Origin of the sequence: Candidatus Scalindua japonica (assembly GCF_002443295.1) — a bacterium.
Classification (GTDB): domain Bacteria; phylum Planctomycetota; class Brocadiia; order Brocadiales; family Scalinduaceae; genus Scalindua; species Scalindua japonica.
Window position 1 is genome coordinate 279,925 of record NZ_BAOS01000005.1, and the last position, 20,467, is coordinate 300,391.

General features: G+C 40.1%; 22 protein-coding genes, 1 tRNA gene and 2 pseudogenes. 8 read left to right on the top strand and 17 right to left on the bottom strand.

Annotated features, from left to right (window positions below):
* Positions 1–5 precede the first annotated feature (5 nt).
* From SCALIN_RS05660 to SCALIN_RS05685, 6 genes are all read right to left on the bottom strand, one after another.
* On the bottom strand, positions 6–1,376 hold the full coding sequence (locus tag SCALIN_RS05660; protein WP_096893432.1) for a Pvc16 family protein: 1,371 nt from the start codon (positions 1,374–1,376) through the stop codon (positions 6–8).
* Positions 1,373–2,329 carry a hypothetical protein gene (locus tag SCALIN_RS05665; RefSeq protein ID WP_096893433.1) on the bottom strand — a complete coding sequence of 319 codons (957 nt, stop codon included), beginning with the start codon at positions 2,327–2,329 and terminating at the stop codon, positions 1,373–1,375. Before SCALIN_RS05665 ends, SCALIN_RS05660 begins: the two co-directional genes overlap by 4 nt.
* 3 nt (positions 2,330–2,332) lie before the next feature.
* Positions 2,333–3,073 (bottom strand): T4 family baseplate hub assembly chaperone, encoded by a 741-nt coding sequence (locus SCALIN_RS05670; protein ID WP_096893434.1) that lies wholly within the window; start codon positions 3,071–3,073, stop codon positions 2,333–2,335.
* Between the two features lie 4 nt (positions 3,074–3,077).
* Positions 3,078–3,605: a phage tail protein gene (locus tag SCALIN_RS05675; RefSeq protein ID WP_096893435.1), complete on the bottom strand. Its 528-nt coding sequence runs from the start codon at positions 3,603–3,605 to the stop codon at positions 3,078–3,080.
* Positions 3,606–3,616: 11 nt separating this feature from the next.
* Positions 3,617–5,236 carry a phage tail sheath family protein gene (locus SCALIN_RS05680; RefSeq protein ID WP_096893436.1) on the bottom strand — a complete coding sequence of 540 codons (1,620 nt, stop codon included), beginning with the start codon at positions 5,234–5,236 and terminating at the stop codon, positions 3,617–3,619.
* 467 nt (positions 5,237–5,703) lie between these two features.
* A complete protein-coding gene (locus tag SCALIN_RS05685; RefSeq protein WP_096893437.1) occupies positions 5,704–5,937 on the bottom strand; it encodes a hypothetical protein in 234 nt (77 codons plus the stop codon).
* Positions 5,938–6,456: 519 nt separating this feature from the next.
* Between SCALIN_RS05685 and SCALIN_RS05690 the strand changes: the two genes are divergently transcribed.
* Entirely contained in the window at positions 6,457–7,635 is a 1,179-nt protein-coding gene (locus tag SCALIN_RS05690; protein WP_096893472.1) for an ATP-binding protein, read from the top strand.
* Here the strand turns inward: SCALIN_RS05690 and SCALIN_RS05695 are convergent, their stop codons facing one another.
* From SCALIN_RS05695 to SCALIN_RS05710, 4 genes are all read right to left on the bottom strand, one after another.
* Positions 7,636–8,748: a sigma-54 interaction domain-containing protein gene (locus SCALIN_RS05695; protein ID WP_096893438.1), complete on the bottom strand. Its 1,113-nt coding sequence runs from the start codon at positions 8,746–8,748 to the stop codon at positions 7,636–7,638.
* 432 nt (positions 8,749–9,180) lie between these two features.
* A tRNA-Leu gene (locus SCALIN_RS05700) sits at positions 9,181–9,264 on the bottom strand.
* Complete coding sequence (locus SCALIN_RS05705) at positions 9,229–9,483, bottom strand: hypothetical protein (RefSeq protein WP_096893439.1); 255 nt, start codon at positions 9,481–9,483, stop codon at positions 9,229–9,231. The genes SCALIN_RS05700 and SCALIN_RS05705 overlap by 36 nt, the downstream gene beginning before the upstream one ends.
* Before the next feature lie 349 nt (positions 9,484–9,832).
* Positions 9,833–10,294, bottom strand: a complete 462-nt coding sequence (locus SCALIN_RS05710) for a hypothetical protein (RefSeq protein ID WP_133111692.1) — start codon at positions 10,292–10,294, stop codon at positions 9,833–9,835.
* 172 nt (positions 10,295–10,466) lie between these two features.
* On the opposite strand from SCALIN_RS05710, the pseudogene SCALIN_RS05715 reads away from it, so the two are divergent.
* Positions 10,467–11,374, top strand: a pseudogene (locus SCALIN_RS05715) (tyrosine-type recombinase/integrase).
* Positions 11,371–12,488: pseudogene (locus SCALIN_RS23655) on the top strand (IS91 family transposase). Before SCALIN_RS05715 ends, SCALIN_RS23655 begins: the two co-directional pseudogenes overlap by 4 nt.
* Positions 12,489–12,598: 110 nt before the next feature.
* Here SCALIN_RS23655 and SCALIN_RS21975 read toward each other — a convergent pair.
* The 5 genes from SCALIN_RS21975 to SCALIN_RS05745 all read right to left on the bottom strand — a co-directional run bounded on the left by SCALIN_RS21975 (position 12,599) and on the right by SCALIN_RS05745 (position 14,997).
* A complete protein-coding gene (locus SCALIN_RS21975; RefSeq protein WP_162532133.1) occupies positions 12,599–12,760 on the bottom strand; it encodes a hypothetical protein in 162 nt (53 codons plus the stop codon).
* Positions 12,738–13,484: a transposase gene (locus SCALIN_RS21585; RefSeq protein ID WP_133111694.1), complete on the bottom strand. Its 747-nt coding sequence runs from the start codon at positions 13,482–13,484 to the stop codon at positions 12,738–12,740. Before SCALIN_RS21585 ends, SCALIN_RS21975 begins: the two co-directional genes overlap by 23 nt.
* 82 nt (positions 13,485–13,566) lie before the next feature.
* The gene (locus SCALIN_RS05735; protein ID WP_096893442.1) at positions 13,567–13,959 is read right to left on the bottom strand and encodes a hypothetical protein; all 393 of its coding nucleotides are present in this window, start codon (positions 13,957–13,959) and stop codon (positions 13,567–13,569) included.
* A gap of 493 nt (positions 13,960–14,452) precedes the next feature.
* On the bottom strand, positions 14,453–14,758 hold the full coding sequence (locus SCALIN_RS05740) for a type II toxin-antitoxin system RelE/ParE family toxin (protein WP_096893443.1): 306 nt from the start codon (positions 14,756–14,758) through the stop codon (positions 14,453–14,455).
* An 11-nt stretch (positions 14,759–14,769) separates the two neighbouring features.
* Positions 14,770–14,997, bottom strand: coding sequence for a type II toxin-antitoxin system ParD family antitoxin (locus SCALIN_RS05745; RefSeq protein ID WP_096893444.1), 228 nt, complete (start codon positions 14,995–14,997; stop codon positions 14,770–14,772).
* A 170-nt stretch (positions 14,998–15,167) separates the two neighbouring features.
* Here SCALIN_RS05745 and SCALIN_RS05750 point away from each other — a divergent pair, with 170 nt between their 5' ends.
* The 5 genes from SCALIN_RS05750 to argJ all read left to right on the top strand — a co-directional run bounded on the left by SCALIN_RS05750 (position 15,168) and on the right by argJ (position 18,385).
* Entirely contained in the window at positions 15,168–15,419 is a 252-nt protein-coding gene (locus tag SCALIN_RS05750) for a carbon storage regulator (protein WP_096893445.1), read from the top strand.
* Between the two features lie 325 nt (positions 15,420–15,744).
* The gene (locus tag SCALIN_RS05755; RefSeq protein ID WP_203415361.1) at positions 15,745–16,026 is read left to right on the top strand and encodes a FitA-like ribbon-helix-helix domain-containing protein; all 282 of its coding nucleotides are present in this window, start codon (positions 15,745–15,747) and stop codon (positions 16,024–16,026) included.
* Positions 16,027–16,028: 2 nt separating this feature from the next.
* Positions 16,029–16,334 carry an MTH1187 family thiamine-binding protein gene (locus SCALIN_RS05760; RefSeq protein ID WP_096893447.1) on the top strand — a complete coding sequence of 102 codons (306 nt, stop codon included), beginning with the start codon at positions 16,029–16,031 and terminating at the stop codon, positions 16,332–16,334.
* 212 nt (positions 16,335–16,546) lie between these two features.
* On the top strand, positions 16,547–17,095 hold the full coding sequence (locus SCALIN_RS05765) for a pyruvoyl-dependent arginine decarboxylase (protein WP_096893448.1): 549 nt from the start codon (positions 16,547–16,549) through the stop codon (positions 17,093–17,095).
* A 72-nt stretch (positions 17,096–17,167) separates the two neighbouring features.
* The gene (gene argJ, locus SCALIN_RS05770; protein ID WP_096893449.1) at positions 17,168–18,385 is read left to right on the top strand and encodes a bifunctional glutamate N-acetyltransferase/amino-acid acetyltransferase ArgJ; all 1,218 of its coding nucleotides are present in this window, start codon (positions 17,168–17,170) and stop codon (positions 18,383–18,385) included.
* A gap of 194 nt (positions 18,386–18,579) precedes the next feature.
* Here the strand turns inward: argJ and SCALIN_RS05775 are convergent, their stop codons facing one another.
* Positions 18,580–19,899, bottom strand: coding sequence for a hypothetical protein (locus SCALIN_RS05775; RefSeq protein ID WP_133111696.1), 1,320 nt, complete (start codon positions 19,897–19,899; stop codon positions 18,580–18,582).
* A 10-nt stretch (positions 19,900–19,909) separates the two neighbouring features.
* Positions 19,910–20,188 carry a hypothetical protein gene (locus SCALIN_RS05780; protein WP_096893451.1) on the bottom strand — a complete coding sequence of 93 codons (279 nt, stop codon included), beginning with the start codon at positions 20,186–20,188 and terminating at the stop codon, positions 19,910–19,912.
* Positions 20,189–20,467: the final 279 nt, after the last annotated feature.

Here is a 20,467-nt window from a genome sequence, read left to right on the forward strand (position 1 = left end):
ATTGTTCAGGGAATATCCGCCGTAGGTGAGTTATATTTACCGTCTGCATCAATCCCCAATGGACTCTCCGCTCCATCCACCTGTACACGTACCAGATATGTTCCCAAAAGCACATTACTGACACTGAATGTAAGATCTTCGATTGGCCAGGTGGGTCCCGGGTCTGTATCTGGTGACATCTTGAAACTATATGATAACGGCGGGTCTGACACAAGAGAACTCGAAGGATTCAGATCAAATTCGTTCAATAACAGTATTACACGCTGAGATTCCCCTACTGCCGGTTTTACTTTCAACAGTACTGTGTCGGCTGCTTCCACCGCCGCTGCCACGTTTACAGTTACAGGTCCAATTATTTGAGGTTGAAGGACAAAGGCTTTAACATTGGATTCTACTCCCTGATGCGGTACCTCTGGTGTACCCATAGGTATACTGTGAGTAACCTGTACTCCTTGTATACCGGCGCGTAAATCTTCATCTGTGAGCGGAATAATGATCTGAGTATCTGTCACATTAACGGCCGCAGGCTTTATCTCAATACCACTTACATTTACGAGTAAACCATCAATTACCTCAACGCCATCAACGATTATGAGTTGACCATCACTCCTGAGATTTTTCCCTGTAATTACCAGGTTGTGACCGGCTAGAATGGGCAGATCTTCAATAATGGGGCCACCTGATGTGGCCTGAGACATGATCTTCTCAATCACAGGGTTTCTGAACGGACGCGCATAGATATTACGGGCGCGTACCGGCAGTGCGGACTTAGTTGAATGGTTACTTTCTATAAGAACAACTGAGGCCACATAAGCCGAAGATGGCCTGAATTTAGCCTGAAATGCAGTCCACAGTTTTGATATCTCCTCCGTATTAAGAGATTCGGATGTTATCTTAATCTGCTCAACCTGTTCAGCTAACTGAGAGGTGGCAAGGGCTCGAAGTGCATCTGGTAGTCCACCGCCTGCAGCTGCACTCGTTAAGGACCTCCGGATTGCGTCCCGTACTAAAACAGGTGTTTCATGTAACAACTGCATTCCATAACCTAGCAATATGTCTGTATGTAAATCATTTGCTCCATAAGCTGTCAAAAGATAATGAAGGTCAATGGCAAGTGGTGGATTATTTCTACGTTCACCTTGCCCATCGCGAGATGGTAATCCCACATTACTCCAACCTGGATTTGGTGTTGTCTGATACATGAATAAATTCAATTGGCTTTGTTCATTTGTTGGTGTTGTATCAATCCGATCAGGTGGCAAGGCTGTTACTGTCACGTTTCCAATAGCATTAGTTATATCTTGATCAATTAGACCGTTATTGAGCAAATCCATGAGTACATGTGTAACAGAAGCTATAGAGAGTGCTGTACTCATTGCCGACCTCCACAACGTTGTTTAAGATAATCATCTAATGTTAATTTTGGCTTTGGAGGTGTTGCGCGTCGTCTTGGTTGTTGCGTTTGTTGTGTAACAGCATGTACATCGATACGACCAATTGTCACTTTAATCATAGGAGTTGTTGAATTAAGTCCTTTTTCTGTAGAAAAGTTATCTCTTATGTTCGGTCTAGTTTGTTCTATTATAGAAGATGGTACATGCTGATGAAAACCATTGTCAGTAAGAGGTGTTAAAGACTGTATTTCCTTACCATGATTCTGAAAGTTTTTATTTAGTATAGGCTGATATTCTGAGTGTTCTGAAGTCGCTTTTTGAAAATTTCTATCATTAGATAAGCTATCGCTACCAGATTGTTTTTTGGGTTTCAAGTGTAATTTCTGTTCTTTATTTTCTTCAGTATAAGCATGAGTTATAGCTGAGTCAGGTGTTTCAGGTAAGATAATATTTTTAGATGTTTCGACATGTTTCGGAAATACTCTCTTGATTCTGGGTCCAGTGGACAAAACATCATGGCTTTCTGATTTCATAGGGAAACCAGACATTTCTTTTACCATCTTGTTTTCAGGAAGTAGAGGATTATTATTTATGAGCTTGTCTGCTTCTGAAGCACCATTATCCTTCGAGTTAGTCTGCCGGCCAAAAGACCTGTCGAAAGGGGAAGATTTCCCAGTAATGGTAGTCCGAGTAAATTCACGGTTCGTATGATGAATATAAGCTTTAGATGTTGTAGATTCTTCTCTGTCGGTAAATTTGGTATCCTCTGCCTTTTCATCCAGATCTAAAGTCTTGTCATCCACTTGGGGTCTATTTGGAAAACTATATCCAAAAGTCACATCATTGGCAAATATCGGCTCAACTAAAGGTTGAACTACTTCATGTGGTCTCTGTGTTCGACTTATAAGTCTTGTTAGAAAATTGCCATTTGTCATCGGTTACGTCAGCATTTCCAGATAATGTCTTCTTCTTACAGAGGACATCGTAAGAATATCTTTTTCTCTCCATTTATAGGAGAAAGCAAGAGCATGAACCTCCTGCAGTAAGCGTTTTGCGTGAACGGATATATCGTTCCATAAAAAAGTTTCAATATCAAAATTCATTTGCCACTTATGGTTGCACAGCGCACACTGAAGATTAATGAGAATCTCTTCCTGTAATCCGCTTTTAGCCATATGCTCAGCGAGTTTATCAATATCATCATCAGATAACTGATTTATCGTGATCTCTTTTTCGTTAGAAGCAACTTTCACTAAACATCTTTCAACTAATAGGTTATATGCACTCTTTGCCTCTTTACATTCAGCCACTGCGGCTAAATCGATACTATTTGGTAAACGATAATTAATCTTTATATCACCTATATTATATTCTAGAGTATTACCATTATTGCCAGAACTTGAAACTTTCAGATCTTGTAATTCAGTTGTGGAGATATCCAATTCCAGATGTTCTGAACAGTGAGGGCATTCAGCAAAACCCTTAAGCTTTGAACCAAAATTCCGCTCACGCATTTCAAGCAGGTATTTATCTCTCTGTCCAATAGAAAGCGATGCTAATTGATCGTGAGTCATCCTAGAGTGTTCTATAGATAGAATTGTTAAAGCCCTATCCAATGGGTGCTGATTCTGGCCCGTCTCCCAGATTTTTATGATATCATGTGGAGATAAAGAAATCATATATTTAAACCACTGGTTCAGTAAAGGTTGGTTCGTCAGGTTCAGTTACTTCATAGTCACGTTCCCATCCTTCATTTTGTAAAGTAAGTGTCTGAATAGCAACAGCGTTTGCGCTGGCATCAAGTTCCGGCATGGCTTGAAACTCAGATACCCAGCAGCGATAAACTTTATAAGAAATGGCTAACTGGCCAGCTTCGTTATAAACATCTATAATTACATTTTTTCGAAAGTCTTTGAGTGATACCTCCAGGCCTAAACCTGATCCGTAGTTCCAAACCTTGTTGGCCCATTTTTCAAATTCAGTATCATGGGTCACTCCTCGTTCAAGGGTTATTGCTTCAAACTTTGTTTGTCCTGGAGATTTCCGTACGGAACTTGGATCTCCACCTTCTCGATGCTCAACGGCTTCAACTGTTCGCTTTAGAGCGCCGACTTTGCTTACTCCTGCGACATATTTACCGTCCCATTTGACGCGAAATTTAAAATTCTTATAAGGATCAAAACGCTCTGTATTTACAGTAAACTGTGCCATAATTCCCTCCTTTAGACCTCGATTTGCCCTGCCAACTGCTGAATCTTTATGATCACAAATTCAGCCGGTTTAAGGGGCGCAAAGCCTACCAAAATATTGACAATTCCTAGATTAATATCATTTTGAGTAGTAGTCTCTTTATCGCACTTAACTAGATAGGCATCCTTTGGAGCTGTACCCTGGAATGCACCCTGGCGAAAGAGATTATGCATAAAGGCTCCGACATTAAGACGTATCTGCGCCCACAATGGCTCATCATTAGGTTCAAATACTACCCACTGGGTCCCTCGATATAAGCTTTCTTCAATGAAAAGCGCTGTTCGACGGACGGGGACATACTTGTATTCATCTGCCAGTTGGTCAGCACCGCGTAAAGTACGTGCTCCCCAAACGACTCGGCCGTTAATGGGAAAAACTCGCAAGCAGTTGATGCCAATTTGGTTTAATCGTCCGTTTTCATCGTCGGTGAGATTAACCTGCAGGCCTTGAATACCATTCAAAGCAGCATCCAGACCCGCTGGAGCCTTCCATACACCTCGATTGGTGTCTGTGCTAGACATTACTCCGGCAATGATGCCACAAGGAACAAAAGTATCTGGCTGTCCATCACGTTCCGGATCTGGCTGGCGAACGCGAGGGAAATATAATGCCGCATTCCGTGCATCTTTGCCTGACAATCCCAATGTACTTAACCCTGAAAATGCATTACTGGCAGCATTTGCTGGCGATGCACCCCAATTGAATGGAGGATCAACAATAAGCATGGCTCGTCGCGTCGTACAATACGCCATTGCTTCCTGGTAGACAGAAGGGTCTGTGTCTTCTGTGCGGATTGCAGGCGGAATACACAGCAAATTAAAAAGATCCGCCTTTTCAAGAGCATATAACCCCGTTTTATCTGATTCACTCTCCAGATAATCATTAGTCTCGATTGGACCACCATCATCACCTCCGGTAGCTTGAATTTCACTAATTGTTACCTGTGGTGGAGCAATTGGAACATCCCAATCTTCACCGTCTTTAGGAACAGTTACGAGTGTAGAACTCTGTTCCAGTACACGAGGTAGATAACGTCTGTCAGTAGGTATAAGCGTAACATTCAAAAACTTCTCACTCTGCTTCTCTTCACCATCAACCTTTTCGGTTATCGTGAGATTAAATATTTGTGGGTCAAGCTCTGCTGGGGGAGATGTTGGAGCTTCCGTTGGATCTCCTGTTTCATTATCTACCTCTGCATACAAATTATTACCCCAAGCACCAGGACTTGAGGCATCTAAGTTAAGAATGTCGTCTGGAGGACTTGTTACAATAGCTGGTGGACTTGTTACGATAGTTGGAATCTCAATGCGAGCAGTGTCTGCGTCATCGTGTACAACACGCACAATTATCGCCTGACTACCACGATTAAGATAAAAGTCTTTTACTGCGTAACTCATAGTACTTTCTGTCCACAATCCTCCAAAATGACGTTCATAGTCACCATAATTAAAAATAGTAGTCGGTTCGTCCACTGGCCCCTTTAAAGCACGACCAATGAATGCTGTAATGGAAGTTGCTACTCCCGTAATAGTGCGCACTCCACTGGGAATTTCTTCGATATATACGCCTGGATAAGTTGGTGATACTGGCATAAGAATCCCTCCTTTTCTAGATTATTAAATTTTTATCTTCTATTAATAATTTTAGGTTGAAATGTCTATATTTTTGCTATCAAACAAACTGAGAACCATAAAGTATGTTTACAATTTCAGAAATGATTCAATCACAACCTTTTTTACTTTGTTGTCTATGGAAATGTTATATAAAATATCTTGCAAGCTATTACATATAAAGATTTGAGTAGAGCATTGTTTTGAAAAGTGGGCACAGCTCCGCCATGTGGGTTACATTTAATTCATATAAAAACCGAATTAGATAAATGTAACTAGTACTAGTAGATAATGGTTTACTAAAAAAATCTTATACCTACAAAATGGTGCTCTTTAATTTAACTTGCTTAATGAGTATTAATGTGCACAGAGTAGCGATAGAGTAATTTAGCTTTTTTTAATATAAAAAAATTACTTACTTAACCTTTTCTTATGTTTTTAAGAGCCAATTAATCCTCTTTTACAAATGTATAAATTGTCTTATTTCCACTACTTAAAAGTTTCTTAACTTTAGCTTCCTTTATCAGTTTTTCTAATACTCCTGTAATCTCATCCACCGTAACATCAATCTTTTCAAAATTTAACCACCACTTCGAGATTCCTTCCAAAGTATCACCAGCTTTTGGATTCTTACGAAGATAATTAAGTATTATTCTGTCAATGTCATCTTTGTTATTATTCACTGTTTCATTAAAGTTTAAAGGGAAACGTGAAAGATAAAATGTGAAACTTCAAAAAATATTTTCTGTATTTATCGACTCAGATTTTAAATTATTAGAAAAACTCTAAATGCTATTCGCAAAGAGCAGGCCAAACACTTAAGCCATTAATATATTAGGAGTTTCATGGTTTACTGAATGAAAATCGATGTATAACCGTCATGAATTTATGACGGTTATTTGATAAGAGAATGAATATGTGTTGGTTAGAGCGTCATAATTTTATGACGATTGCGTTATAGTTTAGTGACGGTGGTAAGGATAGACACGAATTACAAATAAAATTTAAGGATTCCCGCCTAACAAACTGGCCCCCGCCCGTGCCGGATCGGACGGGGGCAGGTAAGAATTATGGAATTTAGGTATTAAACAGTTCAGAGACACAAATTAGCACGAATTGGCACGAATTTTTTCTAATGATTATTTAACCATGATATTTCTTTTGCAAATGCAGATATTTCATGTTTAAATATACTCATGGAAATTCAAAGAACAAGGGAAATAGCGTTCGTCAAGGAGCAATTAAAGAGCAATCCCGTTGTTGCATTGCTTGGACCGAGGCAGTGTGGCAAGACAACCCTTGCACATCAGTTTTCTACTAAACTTACATCTTCGCGCATCCTCTTTTTTGATTGCGAGGATCACCGTGATCTTGCCAGGCTCGACAACCCCATGATGACTCTGGAACCACACAAAGGAATTGTGATAATTGACGAAATCCAGAGACGACCAGAACTATTTCCAACCTTGCGGGTACTTGTTGACCGCTATCAAGAAAAACGGTTTCTAATTCTTGGAAGTGCCTCGCGTGACCTGATTGCGCAAAGCTCTGAAACGCTTGCCGGTCGAATCAGTTTTATAGAACTTGGAGGTTTTGGGTTACATGATATCAAAAGCAGGGACTACAAAAAATTGTGGATCCGGGGAAGCTTTCCACGCTCTTTTCTGGCCAGGAGTGAAAGAGAATCTGTAATGTGGCGAGAAGATTTTGTCAGGACATTTCTTGAACGTGATATTCCCAATTTAGGGTTCAGCATACCAGCCCGGATGATGCGGAGGTTTTGGATGATGCTCTCACACTATCATGGACAGATATTCAATGCTTCTGAGTTGGGTAAAAGTCTAGGGGTTTCTGACACTACTGTTAAAAGATATCTTGATATCCTTTCCGGAACATTCGTTGTGCGGCAACTTCAACCGTGGTATTATAACACAAAAAAACGCCTGGTTAAGCGCCCTAAAATATTTTTTCGCGACTCTGGTCTGCTCCATTCACTAATGGCGATTAGTAGCGAAGATGAGCTTACTAACCATCCCAGGCTGGGTGCATCATGGGAGGGTTTTGCGCTGGAACAGGTATTAATTCTACTGAATCTCAGAGAGGAAGAATCCTTTTTCTGGGCGGTGCATACCGGCGCTGAACTGGATCTTGTTTTTCAGAGAAAGGGTCAACTGTGGGGAGTTGAAATTAAATATAATGAAGCACCTGGAGTGACACGTGCAATGAAGTCCGCATTGTCAGAACTAGAGCTGAAGCATATGTTGGTAATTTATCCGGGTTACGATACTTATCCCATGGAGAAAAATATAACGGCTGTAGGTCTTTGGAAGCTAAAAGAGTCTATCGAAAACCTTAAACGATCTTTTCCGGTAAAAACGTAATTACCGAAATTGCTTTGGAGAGAGGTTCTGCTTTTTAAGGAGGTTCCAGAAAGCCGTACGGCTCTTACCTGCTCTTTTTGAGGCACTCACCATATCACCTTTACATGCTATGAGTAATTGAGTGAGATAGGACTGTTCAAAGAGGTCGTTGACTTTTTTCTTTGCCACATTAAAGGTCTCAATCTCAGATTGGTTAATTATTTTTTCCTTAACGGCGTTAATTTTTTCAATAACTAATTCTTCCGAAATTGGCACTCTTGTTGTAAGTTGAATGTCTTTTGCGCTTATTACAGAAGATGTAGACATTACAACCATCTGTTGGATCTTATTCTCTAATTCTCTAATGTTTCCCGGCCATGAATAAGAGACAAGGACATTCAAAACGTTTACCGGTAACCCTTTAATTGTTTTATTATATTCTCCTGTATATTTTTTCATAAAGTGACTTATAAGTATAGGAATATCATCTTTACGCTCTCTTAATGGTGGGATAAGAAATGGAACAACATTCAATCTGTAGAAAAGGTCTTCTCTAAATCTGTTTTCCTCAACTAGAAGTTGAAGGTCCATATTAGTAGCAGCAATTAGTCTAATGTCTGCTTTAATATTTTTTGAAGAACCTAGCGGTCTATACTCACCCTCCTGTATTAATCGAAGAAGTTTTGTCTGTATGTAAGGGCTTATTGTCCCTATCTCATCAAGAAAAAGAGTGCCACCATCAGCTTCCTTAACCAGGCCATTTTGTTGAAAACTAGCGTCTGTATATGCTCCTTTTAAGTGTCCAAACAGTTCATTTTCAAAAAGGTTTTCTGGTATTGCCCCACAGTTTACCGGTATAAAAGGTTTCCCGTTTCTCCCACTCATATAATGAATGGCCCTGGCGACCAGTTCTTTTCCGGTTCCACTCTCACCAGTAATTAAGACATTAACATCGCAGGCAGATATTTTGTTTAAGTTTGTTTTGAGTTCCTTTATGGCTTTACTATTGCCCAGAATCCGCCCTAAAGCAAATTCCCTCTTGAGCGCTATTTTTGCAAGATCACGTTCTCTTTGTGGATCAAAATCACACTCTACTCTTTTATCTTCTGAGATCAGGATTGATGTTTTTGGCATTTTCCCACAACCTCTTCACGTTGACAGTATAGAATAAAATCCTTTTTACATTTACTTGAAACACAAATAGAGATCTAAAAAAATGCGCAAACTGGATACCAATCTCCGTATTTTAATAGCAGATCATTAAGTATCAATAGTCAAAAGAGATATGTGTCATATTTATATTTTAAAGAATACAATTCGTTACAAACCCATAACATTTTTTGTTATAAGCCTATAACAAAAGTAAAATTTGATTTGCCAAGGACATCCGGTTGGGATTATAACTCGATAGGTAATAATCCCTATTTTCCACTCACCGTCTGAATACGACAAAACGTATCATGAAAAAAGTTATCACCTTCGCCATGCAGTCTCAATCATTATTCTGATAATCGTATTACAGATGAATGAAAAGTCTTAGGTATTTGGTACAAAAGAGTTGAAAAATGCGGAAGGGGGGATTCGAACCCCCACCCCCTTGCGAGGACTAGGCCCTCAACCTAGCGCGTCTGCCAACTCCGCCACTTCCGCATAAAACATTTCCATTGTAATAGCCTGTAGATAAAAGTCAAATATGTTTCTTGACAATTTGAGATGTTTAGTGCTTATCCTCATACCTGCCCAGATTAATATGTTCGCCAACCCGACAACCAGCCCGACAATGTCATTCTGGCGGGTGCTGTTCTCGCGGGGAAGGGCATGGGGAGATGTTTTGGTTCTGGCGTGGACAAGTTGGGCTATATACACCATACTATACAAAAAAATTGACAGAGATATTTACCCCCTCAAGATAATCAATTGAACTATGATATGGCACCAATTATTAGTTTTTATGAATTATCACCCTGAATCAAATCTTGTCGATGGGAAACACTTCTACACAGCAATTCGATGGAATAACAAAGAATCAAAAATGATCATAAAATTTATGTACGAATTGGCCCAATTGATATGCGACGACAACATTCATTTGGGTACACTAGCCCCAGTTTACAAGTTATATGAAAAAATTGATACAATCTCTTGTGTTTGTTAATCTTATGACAATACAAATGTATTACCCTCTTTTTGACTAATTTTTAGGCTATAAAGGAGTTGTTTACGTGGATTTTGAAGGATTTTCTTTTGTTTTTGTATATTGTGATAAATTCAATAATTTAAATAACTGTTTTTGTATTCTGTCTTGACGCACCAAACAATAAGATAATTGTGGTGGGGCCGCTTTTTCCTGTGGGTAAAGGAGGGTTGCTTCTTGTAGATCATTGAGCTTTTTCAACAAAACATCTGGGGGTAAAAGCAAACCTTTTAATGCGAGGCGTCGACGAAGCAGCCCTGTCAAGAGCATGCTTAAATTACAATAAAAGGCATGAACATGCAGCTTTTGGTCTGTCCAGTGATAGGGAGGTTGAAAGGAGAAGTGCTCAGGGTCTTTGCTGTCCTGGAAGTATCTCTCAACTTCAGATTGTCCGTGATAGCCCAATATAATCTTGGCATTGCTCCAATCATGTCGATTTGTAAAAAGAAGGGTTCGTCCAAAGTGACAATCAACCAATTCTTGCAATGCATCTCGATTGAGAAAATAAGTAAGAATCGGTCGATTATCTTTAAGGGTAGTATCAGTAGTTGGACGAATCCGCTATCGCGGAGAACAAAATCGGAAATTTATTATATAATGTAACCTCACACCCTCAACGGGAGGGTGAATCTATTAACAAATAGGAGGTTACAGGTCTATGAAAACATTATCTCAATCCGATTTCAACAAAAATTACCAAACGCATCTAAAGCACCTACGCTTGAAAGGACTCCGGCCAAAAACAATCGAGGCTTATTCACGTGCCATCCGACGGATCGGTGATTATTTTGACAATCAGATACACGATCTATCTGAACAGCAACTACTTGACTATTTTTCCAATCTCCTCAATACCCATTCATGGAGCGCAGTCAAATTAGACCTCTACGGACTAAAGTTTTTCTACACTCATGTGCTTCATAAGCGTTGGGAGCAAGTAAATCTTATTAAACCACCCAAAACGCAACGTTTGCCCGATATTGTCACCATTAATGAAGCCCACCAACTTTTCCAGGTGACGAGAAAACTCAGTTACCGGGCCTTCTACTTTGTTCTTTACAGTCTTGGTCTCCGCCTGGGTGAAGGACTACGTCTTGAGGTTAGCGATGTCGATTCTCAGCGAATGCGGGTGCATATCCGCGATAGCAAAGGCAATAAAGACCGTTTCGTACCCCTGCCAAAGGTAACCCTGAATCTCTTACGCCGTTTTTGGCTTGTTCATCGCAATCCTGTCTTTCTATTTCCAGGCCGTCATGGTGGCTTGAAATCAGCCCACCTGGCAAAAACACCTCTGAATAGAAATGGCGTTCAGGCCACTCTGCGTAAGGTAGCCCGGGAGTGTGGAATTAAAAAAAAATTACACCACACAGTCTGCGACACAGCTACGCAACCCATCTGATTGAGGCGGGTGTTGATCTGCTTGAAGTACAAAAAATCCTCGGCCACCACAGTATTTTAACCACTGCCAAATATACCCACCTGACCTCTCATACAAATCGTAATGCCTTGCAATTAATTAATGATTTGATGAATGGTTTTTCCATAGAATGGGGGAATGTTATATGATATCTCTCTCCTCTATAATTGAGACCTTCATTGCTGACTTTATCACTCTTTATCATGGTTCGATCCTGCCAAGTCAATTCAAAGCCCTGGCAGCCATGAAGGATTGTCGCACTACGCAAAGCCGCGTCATGCTGGTCCAATGTAATGACTGTGAAAAACAGGTTTTTGTACCGCACTCCTGCGGTAACCGCAATTGTCCTCATTGTCAGAGTCATGAGTGTCAGCAGTGGTTGGAGCGTCAACTGAAAAAAGAAGTGCCTGCTGACTATTTTATGCTCACCTTTACTATACCCAAAGAGCTTCGATCATTAGCATGGCAGCATCAACGCTTGCTTTACTCGATAATGATACAGTGTTGTTGGGAAACCGTAAAAACCTTTGTCCAAAATGACAGCGTATTACAAGGAAACGCTGGAGCCATCACTGTTTTGCACACCCACTCTCGCTCTCTCGATTACCACCCGCATATCCATCTGGTAATGCCAGCCGGGGCCATCAATCAGAAGAAAAAGCTTGGAGCTTCAAAAAAAGCGAAGGAAAGACGCGGTACCTTTTCAATCACAAAGCGCTGGCTAAAGTGTTTCGAGCAAAAATGCTCGATGCCGTGAACAAAGCGGCTCTTACGCTTCCAGTTAATTATCCCAAAACATGGGTCGTCGATTGCAAATTTGTCGGCAACGGTGAAAAGGCACTGGTCTATCTTGGTCGTTATCTCTACAAAGGGGTCATTCAAGAGAAAGATATTATTACGTGCAAAGATGGTCAGGTGACCTTTCGTTACCAGGATAGTAAGAGCAAAAAAATGCTCACAAGAACACTTCCCGGCCCGCAGTTTCTCAGGTTGATTCTCCAGCATGTTCTACCCAAAGGTTTCAGGCGAACACGGAACTTTGGTTTCCTCCACCCTAATAGCAAACGCTTGATTGCATTGCTTCAGTACCTTACCGGTATCAACCCGAATAAGTCGTCAGCCTGGTTCAGAGAGCGTCCAAAGCTTACGTGCAAATGCTGTGGAGGAATAATGAAGATCATAAAAACGATGATACCTCCATCACACAAATCCAGGTCTTTCCCCTACAAGTTAACAAAAGAGGAGGCTGTTCTGGTTATGTAATCGAATCCGCTATGCATCTAAGATTTGCAAAAACGGCATTATCGGGTCGAGATGGCCCCCGTTTGCCCAAATTTGAGGTAAAATGGCCGAAAAACCATGTTCTGTAGCTCCTAAAGCATGACGACAGCAATTGAAAAATCCACTTCTTTGGCTTCATAGCTTCTGCGGTAAAAAAGAGAAGCAATCTTCATAAGATATTTTCTTATACAATGTTTAGCACCCAAACAACGGGCTTGTCCAACAAACGGTTCAGATTGTGGTTCGTCCCTCACACAATCTAACCTTATTCGATATAATTTTTTTCAGATGTTGCGGAGATAATATATCCGATACTTTTTTCTTAACAGATGATAAAGTTGCTTTTGGTAGTTCACCCCGTTTAAGTTTTTTAGATAAAGCTTCTAATTTGACAATGGCTTTGGCCTGAGAGGTAACAACAGATTGAATTTGTTTAGCCGCAAAACTTGCAGAGTGCTGTAAAACGGCAGTCCATTGATCACCGAGTATTTCTTTTTTATCCCTGAAGGCCATAACGCCCGGCAAATTCGCATCGTCAGCTTTTTGGTATTTCTTTAAATCAATCGTAGCCATTTCTGGATAACGGAACGATGGAGCAGAAGCAATGCAAAAGATATTGGTGTCTTGTAAAGAATATAAGATATCTTCGGATGTGTTGCCTTTATCAAAAACCAAGGTGATATCGTTTGGATTTCCTGAAAGATCTTGAATGCGCTCTGTAAGGAGTAAGTGAGTGTTTTTAAATTGAGTAATATCGTTTAGATTGCCAGGGTAAAGGGAATGGAATAGGGGAATATGGAAATCCGGTGTAACAGCAACGGCAAGGCCTAGCTGTCGACGGTTGTGGCGACCTTGTTTATTACGCCCTCGCCGTGCTTCAGTATTGCGGTTATTAAGTGTGTCGATGTAAGTAAAGTAATTTGTGCAGTCATAAAGGAGGGCTTGTGGAGATAAATTCTCTCCTTCGCAATGTGCAATGAGACGTCTTTGTCCAGTTCAGTTAGTCTGTCCAGATCATATACGGTCCATTGCATTCCAGAAGTGTTGACTGGTAAAAAAATCAGAGCGTAACCCCCCACTCTCTTTTAAGAGCTGTTTCCTCGTACCATTGGCTGGTTTTTGATTTACTGCACGGGTGAAATGCTCTGCCTAAAGCGGCCAACAGGAGATATTGTGATACGGACGCGCCTTGGTCTCTTTTGGGAAATGCAGCATCAATCATTTCCGGCAACCTTGCAGAACAAGCAACCTCCCATAAAGCTAAAGGGCCTATACGCGTAAGGGCAACCTCCTTGGCGACAGGAGCGGATTTTCTTTGACATGTCTTGAAAATTTTCTCAGCAGTGCCAAGATAATGCTGCTCTACAATTCTAGGGTTTCCGTTTATTCGTTTGCACTCAACAACGTAATAATAAGGAATCCCTTTTTTTAGTTTTTTGATTAAAGAAGCCATATCATTTTCCTTTTGTCTATATATTGTAGTAGGGTAATACGCATAATAGAGATGGCAGTATTGTTTGTCAATAAAAAAAGGAATATTGCTTGACTATATAATGCGTATAAGGGGTTTTCTCAGAAGGTGCTTCAAGGAGACAAGTGTATTTCAGTAGGGTAATACTTGTACTGAATGTGGTAATGTATTGCGATGCAACAAGTTACGAACAATTATTGCTAAACTTCGGACATAACTTGTAAACTGGGGCTAGAAAGCAAGTAAATGGTTATAGGGTTTTATGATTATTTAAATAAATTAATAAATAGAGAGGCTGGTATAGGTATAAATTAAGAATTTCTTAATAGGAAGAAAAACCTCCAAAAATACTTTTCGGTTTCCATATTCAAATAATCTGGATTATTGCAAAAATACATAGACCCTTAGAGGACAATAAGTGTTAGCTGTGGGAGAAAAGCAGCGTTACATTGCTGCTCGTATGTGGTTTTAATAATTATAAGTCTTCGAACATTACTTCTATATCTCTATGACCTTCAATAATTGTTACAATATCCAGAAAATCATTATTGTACATGAATAATATGACATAGTTGCCATGCACAAAACTGCGCAGCCCTTTCATTAATTCCGGCCTTGGCCGTCCTATTTGACCGGGCAGGCATGCCAGCTTTATACACTGCTGCCGCAATTTGCTTGTGTATTGTAAAGCAACTTCTTGGCTGCCGCTTTCTTTGGCAATGTATCTTTTAATTTGAATGAGGTCGTCTTTGGCTTGTTCCAGATAGCGCAGTTTATGCATATGAAAACTTTCTATTGACCTTTATCATTGACAAGGGCTTCGCCTATATCCTCATCACTGTAACTTCCGCCACGTTTAATTGCGGTGCCAATATGTTTCCTTAATGCTTTTAGTTTAGCTTCCCTCTCTTCAACAAGGCGCAGGCCTTCGCGCACTACCTCACTGGCGTTGTTGTAACGCCCATTTTTTACCTGTTTACGAATGAATTTGTTAAAATGGTCACCTATTGCATAGCTCATAATAATCCTCTATATAAATTGTACCAACTGTTGGCAACTATTGGAATATATTTTTCCTTTGGTGTCAAGTGATTAAAGTAAAACAAAAAAGACTGAGGATCCAGGTCTCAGCATTTAACATTTGAAAAGATAATCAAATACTAATACTGACAAGACAAGCAGGAGAGAGTTTGAAGATCGGTGATGATTTAAGTGCTACCGTCATTGCCATCTTTAAAAAGAAGATAAACTTACTGGTCCGGAACGTAGAAGACACGATGATAAAACTGCGCCTGGATGTACCCATCACAATCAAAGATGACATAAAAACAACCCTCACCAACATAAAAAAAGACCAGATAAAACTCGGCATCGAAGCTCCTGTGGAAGTGAGGATAGAGAGAGAGAAAATCCAAGTATTAACAAAAGAGAAAAACAGCTAAAAACGCCAAAAATTATCATAAGTCTATATTTTACAACACAAAAACAAGCCAATATTTACTCCCTCAACCTAGCGCGTCTGCCAACTCCGCCACTTACGCATAAAACATTTCCATTGTAATAGCCTGTAGATAAAAGTCAAATATGTTTCTTGACAATTTGAGATGTTTAGTGCTTATCCTCATACCTGCCCAGATTAATATGTTCGCCAACCCGACATGGCTGTTCTGGCGTGAACAAGTTGGCCTATATACGCCATACTATACAAAAAAATTGACAGAAAACCAATAAGGTTGCATAATGGGTGGTAAACGAAAGGGGTATACTATGCAAACAATAACGGTAAAAAACATACCTGACGATATACATAAACTATTAAAGGATGTTGCAAAATTTAACCATAGAAGCCTGAATAATGAGATAATTAATTGTTTAGAGAAATATTTAAAAATTCCAAAAATTGATGCTGCTTCTATGCTCAGAAAAGCACAAATCTCCCGCTCTAAAATAAAACATCGCTTTTCAGACTCAGAAATCCATGATACCAAAAACAAGGGGGCAGAATCTCAAAAATGGGATTTACTTGCCAATCAAAAACAAAGGAGGTAAATATGGTAGTTAATTTCACTATTGTGCCAATAGGTAAAGAAAGTAGTTTGAGTACAAAAGTAGCAGAAGTATTAAATATCGTCAGTGAAAGCGGAATAGATTACAAACTACATTCCATGGGGACTATTCTGGAAGGTGACTGGGACGAGATAATGAGACTTATTAAGAAGTGTCATAAGAAAATTCTCAAGGATTCAGACCGCGTTTTAACAACTATCACAATCGATGATGGTAAAGGAAGGACAGGCAGAATCGCCGGCAAGGTTAAGTCTGTGGAAAAGAAATTGGGCAAAAAATTAAAAACGTAAAATTCTTTTGACAGATTCAATAAACAGAATTATATTGTATCCTTTTCTTACTATTATATATCAGTATTATCTGATTAAAAAGCTGCACGTGCATCTTTGTCATATCTAACATGCTTCCACGTTTTCCCGTCCCCGCCAGAACAGCCTTATCGGGCTGGCTAATGGATTGCCGGGCAGGCGGGTGAGAATGAGAACTTTAAGGCTTATTATAAATGCAATTAGTACCAAAAAAAGTGTTTTTCACAAAAGGTGTAGGTAAACATAAAGAGAAATTACAGTCGCTTGAACTTGCCTTGCGAAAGGCAGGTATAGAGAAATGTAATCTCGTCAGGGTATCAAGCATCTTTCCACCAAATTGCAAGATTATATCGAGGTCGCAGGGTACTAAGCTTCTTCAACCGGGCCAGATTGTATTCTGTGTAATGAGTACTAATGAAACCAATGAACCGAATAGAATGATATCTGCATCAGTCGGCCTCGCAATACCCGCTGAACCGAACCATTACGGATATCTGAGTGAGCATCACGCGAATGGTGAAACAAACGAGACATCCGGTGATTACGCGGAAGACCTGGCCGCATCAATGCTTGCCAGTACGCAAGGTGTTGAGTTTGATCCGGAAAAGAATTATGACGAACGGAAAGAGATTTATCGTATGAGCGGTAAAATAGTTAAATCAAGAAACACCACCCAATCGGCAAGGGGCGACAAAAGAGGCTTGTGGTCTACGGTTGTATCCGCCGCCGTCTTCCTTCCTTAATCGGCTATACGGCCTGCGTACCTCTGCGTTTAGATAAAGTACTAAAGGCTAATTTACAAAAGGACTTTTCTCATGATCAAGACAATCCCAGGAAACATTACAGCGCCAAAGGGCTTAAAAGCCGGGTCTGTACACTGCGGTTTAAAAAGAAATAAGAAAAACCATGATATCGGTATCATTTTTTCAGAACAACCATGCAAGAGCGCTGCCCTTTTTACAAAAAACCAAATTGTTGCCGCACCAATAAAACTGAGCAGAAAGGTTGTAAAAGATGGCATGGTACAGGCAATAGTTGTGAACAGTGGTAACGCCAATGCATGTACCGGCAAGAGAGGTGAAAAGGATGCAGAAACAATGGCACTTTTAACGTCCAAACAGTTGAATATAAAAGCTAATGAAGTTATCGTAGCCTCAACAGGTATAATCGGACATCACCTCCCCATGGCAAAGATAAAATCCGGCATAATCCAATCGTCTGAACGTTTGGGTAATAACAACACCCATGCAATAAACATTGCGAAAGCAATAATGACAACCGACCTTGTCCCTAAACATATTGCAGTTAAAACGAAGATAGGTGGAAAGGAAGTTACTATAGGTGCAATAGCCAAAGGCTCCGGTATGATTTCACCGGATATGGCTACCATGTTCTGCTTTATCACTACTGATGCTGCAATATCTTTAAATACGTTAAGGTCCTGCATAAAAAAATCAACAGAAAGCTCGTTTAATCAAATCACCGTAGATGGTCATATGAGTACGAGTGATATGGTTGCTATCCTCGCAAACGGTATGGCAAATAACCACAATATAACATCTTCAACGAAAAGCGATCTTGCTCTGTTTCAGAAGGCGCTTGATTATGTGACCCTGAACATGGCAAAGGAGATAGTAAAGGACGGTGAGGGCGCAACAAAGTTTATACAGATCGAGGTGCATGAAGCAAAATCAGTTTCGGATGCAAAAAAAATCGCGAGAACAATAGCTGAATCTCCATTAGTAAAAACGGCTATAAACGGTGAAGATCCTAACTGGGGAAGAATAGTCTCGGCAGCAGGCTATGCCAGAGTCACTCTCGACGAATCTAAACTGAAATTGTCAGTTAACAATATTACAATCTATAAAAAAGGACTGCCGGTTACACCTGCCCCAAAGAGATTAAGCAGCGTAATGAAAAAGAAAGAAATCACCATTCAATTACATCTTGGAATGGGTAATAAAAACACCACATTATGGACGTGTGATTTATCAAAAGAGTACGTAAGTATCAATGCCGATTATCATACTTGATCTCTTTTAACTATAGAGCCTCCGCATAAACTCACACGAAAAGCGCTTGATGCAAAAATTTTTTTCAATCGTACTTCAAAATTACGTTAAAAGAAGACAGTATAAAACTGCACAGCACCAACAATGGAGATAATTTGCAAATTTGAAAACACCTCTCCTACGGTTTTTTGTTTTTTACTTTAAAAATCACCAATTTAATTCTGTAACAACAGATGAAAAGCAATCATCGTCTTGTCCAGGTATGCCTGAAACGCAAGATTCCCTCTCTTGCTTAAACGATCATCACCAATATCACACTTCAAGCGCTTTATCATCCGCTCAACTGAAGGACGACGTGTCATTATTGCCTTGAATCTCTTTGCCATTGGAGGATCTTCCGTGTCTATGTGGGGTAATAACCCAAATGATATATTAATCATCCTGCCAGTTAACGAATTGGGACAACACTCTACCTGATGCAAGCATGTTGAACACACCGGTTCACCATCTGTATCCGTTGGCGCATGGTAAATGAATTTTTCTTTTTCATAACGCATTCCTTTGTAATCCATCTCATGGCCACCATTGCATATTACCACACCATACGGCGTTATCTTCTCCATGCCACGCGGCAAACCATCTGTTATTCCATTCTTGCGCCTTGGATTTAAAGATGCCTTTAATTCTAAGCCGAGTTTGTCCATAAACTTATCTTTCAAATCTCTGCTATCACACGCGCTATCATACAACGCTCTTTTAACCGATTCTTCAATCACCGGATATGTATCAAATACCTTTTCTACATGTGGAAAATATGTCTCTCCATCATGTGTCGGTCCATCCAACACTGCTCTTGCATCCAGAGGCACGCCTTGACGTGGAAAACCTACAATACTTGCTTTGTGCCCCCAATACATCTTTGTTATGGATTTCACGATTGTCCCCGCTCCTTCATCTGCCAATACCCAGTCATGTTCACACTTGTCTCTGTCCTGACAGCGACACCTCTTAGTCAGCTTTGATTGCGACTTCTTCTGCTCCTCCTTACCATCTTCGTCCTTATACTTTACTGTCTCAAACCCTGAATATGCATAATAGTGAGTTGTATCTCCTACTACTTCCTTTTCTATTTTAATCGCACCTGTCTCTATGTTCTCAGTTACCAGCGCAATCTTCATCTTATCCCATAGCCCCCACTCACTCATGATCTGGTCAAATTGCTGCAGTTTACGCTCACTTGGTATATGCCTGCTACAATACTCATCCCTTTCCCCCTTCGGTGCAAATCCACATACTCGCACAAAACTCGGATTACTCTTCAATAACATGGACACTTTTTCCGGCTCGCACGGAAATCCCATTAGAGCTGTACCCAAAAAACTTTTTAACAACGCAAAAAAACATTTTGGCCTCTTACCTCCCAATCGAAATGGCACTACCCCGGGAGATATACTCAGGGGACTTACCATCCGCTGCTTTGATTCAGCCGCTACTTCATAAAGCACATCACCTCTCTTCTCCTTGTCAACTTGCATTGTTGCTCTATTAAACAAAAGCTCCTGTCTTGCATCTTCTTTGCTCTGAGATAATACTACTTGCTTTTGGGGGTTGATTTTTCAGCCTCTTTCTCTCTTCTCGTTTATTAAATTCATAAAGTGCATCGTAGTACTCAGCACCGAAATTACGGTGTTTCTCCCAGGGAAAATAATATAAAGCCCGAAACCATTCCGCATCTGGTGTATTAAGCAGTACTTTGTCATCTTCGTGAACAGTGTGAATTAGTAGCGGTTTTTGGTTGATTTGAATTTGTGATATTGGTAGCATTCTAGCGTGTCCTTTCTTGTATAGTAGTTTGTGTTATTGTGTGACTTCTATTATACAAGTTGGGCACCGTATTTTGTAATTCTACTATTGGATTTTGTAAATTATTTCACAAAACCCTTTAAAATACGGCTTACTGGCTCGTTGGCACATTATTCTTGTCGCTCCTTTTACAAAATATTGCCTCTAACTCTTTTTATAACTCTTTTACTATCAACATCTTTGTAAGTTTATGCGTCTGCTCTATAAAAACGTGCCACATCCTGCCTGCAACCGTTTGTC